The 4106-nt window shown below is 65.6% G+C and carries 3 protein-coding genes; 1 reads left to right on the top strand and 2 read right to left on the bottom strand.

Annotated features, from left to right (window positions below):
• Window positions 1-34 precede the first annotated feature (34 nt).
• Window positions 35-664 (bottom strand): LysE family translocator, encoded by a 630-nt coding sequence (locus AC6LJ2_RS29900; RefSeq protein ID WP_006386996.1) that lies wholly within the window; start codon window positions 662-664, stop codon window positions 35-37.
• Between the two features lie 45 nt (window positions 665-709).
• Window positions 710-2227 (bottom strand): DEAD/DEAH box helicase, encoded by a 1518-nt coding sequence (locus AC6LJ2_RS29895; RefSeq protein WP_263912787.1) that lies wholly within the window; start codon window positions 2225-2227, stop codon window positions 710-712.
• Window positions 2228-2533: 306 nt separating this feature from the next.
• Here AC6LJ2_RS29895 and AC6LJ2_RS29890 point away from each other — a divergent pair, with 306 nt between their 5' ends.
• A complete protein-coding gene (locus AC6LJ2_RS29890) occupies window positions 2534-4003 on the top strand; it encodes a YdgA family protein (RefSeq protein ID WP_263912788.1) in 1470 nt (489 codons plus the stop codon).
• Window positions 4004-4106: the final 103 nt, after the last annotated feature.

Here is a 4106-nt window from a genome sequence, read left to right as displayed (position 1 = left end):
CGCCGCTGCCGGCGCGTGCCCCGCGCGGGAAAATTCAGGAATGGCGGCGGAACGACGCCAGGAACACGCCGGCCAGGATGAACAGCGAACCGAAGGTGCGGTTCATCCAGCGGATGTGCTTGGCATCGCGCAGCAGGCGCAGCACGCGGGCGGCCAACAGGGTGTAGACACCCATCGCGACCAGGTCGGTGAACGCCAGCGTGCCCGCCAGCGCCGCGTACTGCGGCGTGAGCGGCAAGGCGGTATCGACGAACTGCGGCACCACGGCCAGCAGGAACACCGTGCCCTTGGGGTTCATGGTGTTGATCAGGAAACCGCGCATGACCAGCTCGCGGATCGAGGCCTGCTTGGGATCGCCCGCGTCCACCGCGACAGGCGCGGCGTCGGTGCGGATCTGGCGCACGCCCAGGTAGATCAGGTAGGCCACGCCCAGGTACTTGACCACGTTGAAGGCCATCTCGGACGTGGCCAGCACCGCGCCCAGGCCGACAGCGACCACGACGAACTGGAACAGGATGCCCATGATGAGGCCGGCCGTGTTCCAGTAGCCGCGTGCGAATCCGTATTTCAGTCCGGAAGACATGGCCGAAATGGCCCCTGCGCCGGGAGAGAACGAAATGGCCCAGGAGGCCAGGAAGAACGTCAACCAGGTTGAGAGGGGCATGATGGCGCGGGTCCGTGGGTCGCTGTGAGGGAGGTGCCTGGGATATTACTTGGACAGCAGCGCGGCGCGGGGCGCGCCTGCCGGACGACCCGAGCCGCCGTTGCCGGCGGGACGTGCCGAGCCTTCGGGGCGGCGGTGGTTCTGCTGCGGGCGGGCCTCGTTGCGGCCGGCGTGGGCCGGGCGTTCGGCGGGCTTGCCGTCGCGCGGTGCCGGGTTGCCGCGGCCTTCGCCGGCGGCGCGGGCCGGGGCCGGCGCACGGCCGCTGCCGGCGCTGCGCGGCGCGGCGTTGGCCGGGCGCGAGCGGCGGTCGCCACCGTTGCCATTGCCACCGCGGCCGCCATTGCGGTTGCCACCGCGCGGGGAGCGCGCGTCTTCGTCGCGTTCCTGGCGGTCAAAGGCCGCCGCGCTGGTGGCGGGCGGGGTCCAATCCAGTACCGGCTTGCGCTCGATGGTCTTCTTGATCAGGCGCTCGATGTCCTTGAGCAGCTTGATTTCGCTGTTATCCACCAGCGAGACCGCGGCGCCCGTGGCGCCGGCGCGGCCCGTGCGGCCGATGCGGTGCACGTAGTCTTCCGGCACGTTGGGCAGCTCGAAGTTGACCACTTGGGGCAACTGGTCGATGTCCAGGCCGCGGGCAGCGATGTCGGTGGCCACCAGCACCGTGACGGTGCCATCCTTGAAGCCGGCCAGCGCGCGGGTGCGGGCCGATTGGCTCTTGTTGCCGTGGATGGCGGCGGCGGTCAGGCCGTCTTTCACGAGCTTTTCGGCCAGGCGGTTGGCGCCGTGCTTGGTGCGCGTGAACACCAGCACCTGGTGCCAGCCGCTTTCGCGGATGATGTGGCTGATCAGGTCGCGCTTGTGGTGCTGTTCGACCAGGTGCACCGTCTGGGTGACCAGTTCGGTGGCGGTGTTGCGCGGGGTGACCGAGACTTCGCCCGGATCATTCAGCACGCCGCGGGCCAGTGCACGGATTTCGTCCGAGAACGTGGCCGAGAACAGCAGGTTCTGGCGCTGCTTGGGCAGCAGGGCCAGGATCTTGCGGATGTCGCGGATGAAGCCCATGTCCAGCATGCGGTCGGCTTCGTCCAGCACCAGGATCTCGACGCCGGACAGGTCGACGGTCTTCTGGCCGCAGTGGTCCAGCAGGCGGCCGGGCGTGGCCACCAGGATGTCCAGCGGCTTGCGCAGCGCGGAGATCTGGGGGTTGATGTTGACGCCGCCGAACATCACCATGGACGTCAGCGAGGTGTGCTTGCCGTAGGTCTGCACCGATTCGGCGACCTGCGCGGTCAGTTCACGCGTCGGGGTCAGGATCAGGCAACGGGGGCGGCCGGGCTTGCGGGCCTCGGGCTTTTTCTGCATCAGCAGATGCAGGATGGGCAGCGTGAAGCCAGCGGTCTTGCCGGTGCCGGTCTGGGCGGCGGCGAGCAGGTCGCCACCTTTCAGGACCTGCGGGATCGCCTGGGCCTGGATGGGGGTGGGTGCGGTATAGCCGGTGTCGGCAATGGCGCGCAACAGGGAATCAGCCAGCCCGAGGTCGGCGAAAGAGGAAGAGGTAGTCAAAACAACTCCAGCGGCAGCCCGTCGCTCAAGTTGAGAGACTCCAATCCAGGCGGACGAATAAGGAGAAAAGGGAAGCGCCCTTATTGGGCGAAGCTTGGCGGCGAAGTGCCTAGCGGACGTGTGCAGATTGGCAAAGCACACAGGGCGATTGTAGCTGATGCGGCGCCGCAACACCCGCGGAATTCCCGTCGGAGGTATAACTAAGTAACATTTAGCAGGTCCTATTACGATTTAGGTGTAATCCCTAGTGCGACCCTCCCTATAATCCGAGCGCTTATCTCCCACATAAAGAAATAAAGGGTTGCTATGAAAAAGGCGGCAGTAGCGGGTTTGGTCGTTGCGCTGGGCGCAATCTGGACGGGCACGGCCTGGTACACGGGCCAGAAGGCCGAGGCGTTCGTCAAACAGTCGATTGACGAAGGCAACGTCGAACTCAAGAAGGTTGCCGACAAATGGGGCGTGACCGCCGTGATCGAACTGATGTCGTTCGAGCGCGGCGTGTTTTCCTCGTCCGAGCGCTATCGCGTGAAGTTCACGCTGCCCGCCAAGGATGGCAAGCCGGCCGAAGAGCACGAAGTCCAGTTCACCGAGCAACTGGATCACGGCCCCTTCCCGCTGTCGAACCTGACCTCGGGCAAGCTGGCGCCGGCCATGGTCGCCAGCCGCTTCAAGATCGAGGAAACCCCCGCCGTCAAGGGCTGGTTCACGGCCACCAAGGGCGCCACGCCGCTGTCCGGCGCCTATAGCGTCAGCTATGGCAAGAACATCACCGGCACGTTCAACCTGGCCCCGGCTGAAGCCACCAGCAACGCCACCACGCTGACCTTTGCCGGCATGACGGGCGATGTCGAGTACGAAACCGCCACCAAGCACGGCGTCTTCGCCATGAAGAGCGACAGCGTGGCGCTGTCGGGTCCGGCCGACGAAAGCGACATCGTGGGCATGACCATCAAGGGCATCGCGTTCAACAGCGACCTGACCCCGGGCAAGAGCGACATGCTCATGGGCAGCCAAAAGATGACCTTCAAGGATTGGACGATTTCGTCCAAGACCCGTCCGCCGGTGCAGTTCAAGGACACCACCGTGGCCGTGGACCTGTCGGAAGCGGATGCCGGCGTGAGCGGCAAGTTGATGCTGGACTTCGGCATGATCAATGTCGAGAACAAGGACATGGCAGGCGTGCAGCTGGCCCTGGGCCTGACGAACCTGGACCCGAAGGCGCTCAAGGCCCTGAACGACGTGTATGAAGCCGCATCGCGCCGCATGGTGCAAAGCGGCGAGCAGAAGTCGCCGGAGTTCACGCCGGAAGAGCAGCAAGTGCTCAAGACCAACGTCGAGCTGCTGCTGGCCGGCAACCCCGGCCTGTCGGTGTCGCCCCTGCAAGTGCGCACCACCAACGGTACGTCGACGTTCAAGCTGGACGTGAGCCTGGCCAAGCCGGCCTCGGTGGACCAGCCCGCCTCGGATGTGGCCATGCAGGCGATCCGCAAGCTGGACGCCAAGCTGGTGCTGTCCAAGGGCAACATGGCAGACCTGATGGCGATCCAGCCGCAACTGCAAGGCGTGCCGGCCGACCGTGCGGCCCAGACCGCCAAGGGCCAGGCCGAAATGGTGGGCACGATGGCGACCGCCATGGGCGTGGCCAAGGTCGAAAACGACAACATCGTTTCGTACCTGAACTATGCTGATGGCCAGGTGGACTTCAACGGCAAGAAGATGCCGCTGCAACAGTTCATGATGATGGTCATGAGCGGTGCAATGGGTGGCATGCGCTAAGCCCTTCCGCGCACGGATCGGACGCGCCGGCGGGATGCCGGCGCCCCTTTGCGGGCTCCGGCCCCTCGGGGCTTCCCTCATTAACATCATACGGCTCCGGCGA

The organism is Achromobacter sp. 1014246743 (assembly GCF_059760725.1).
This window is presented reverse-complemented; position numbering and strand designations above follow the sequence as displayed.

Excerpts from the sequence above, each read along its gene's own strand:
- AC6LJ2_RS29900 (WP_006386996.1), bottom strand. The coding sequence starts at position 664 with ATGCCCCTCTCAACCTGGTTGACGTTCTTCCTGGCCTCCTGGGCCATT.
- AC6LJ2_RS29890 (WP_263912788.1), top strand. The coding sequence starts at position 2,534 with ATGAAAAAGGCGGCAGTAGCGGGTTTGGTCGTTGCGCTGGGCGCAATC.